The following is a 650-nucleotide window of genomic DNA, read 5'->3' on the forward strand; positions in this document are numbered from 1 at the left end:
GATTATGCAAAGACCTTTTTCAAAACCTCCTGAATCGTTGTCACACCAATGACTTCAATTTCCTTTGGTGGAGTGATTCCTGTCAAGGAATTCTTGGGTACATAAATCTTGGTAAAACCCAGTTTTGCCGCTTCATTGATGCGTTGTTCGATGCGATTCACGCGCCGAATCTCTCCAGTCAAGCCCAATTCTCCCACAAAACATTCCTGAGGATTGGTAGGCTTGTCCTTGTAGCTTGAAGCAATGGCAACCGCAACGGCTAAGTCAATGGCAGGCTCATCCAATTTCACGCCGCCAGCAGATTTGAGATAGGCATCTTGATTTTGCAAGAGAAGCCCTGCCCGTTTTTCCAAAACAGCCATAATCAGACTTGCACGATTGAAATCAAGTCCTGTCGTCGTGCGTTTAGCATTTCCAAACATGGTTGGTGTTACCAAAGCCTGGACCTCCGCCAAAATCGGACGGGTCCCTTCCATGGTCACAACGATTGACGAGCCAGTAGCCCCATCCAAACGCTCCTCTAGGAAAACTTGACTCGGATTGAGTACCTCAACCAATCCGCCCGACTGCATCTCAAATATGCCAATCTCATTAGTCGAGCCAAAACGGTTTTTGACCGCTCTCAAGATACGGAAGGTATGGTGGCGTTC

1 protein-coding gene is annotated in these 650 nt (G+C 47.5%); it reads right to left on the reverse strand.

The annotated features are described in order from the left end of the window. Positions 1–2 precede the first annotated feature (2 nt). The coding region (locus D8863_RS10740; protein ID WP_312023396.1) for a magnesium chelatase domain-containing protein at positions 3–650 on the reverse strand (648 nt) is incomplete at its 5' end.

Source organism: Streptococcus oralis (assembly GCF_003943825.1).
Taxonomy (GTDB): domain Bacteria; phylum Bacillota; class Bacilli; order Lactobacillales; family Streptococcaceae; genus Streptococcus; species Streptococcus oralis_CD.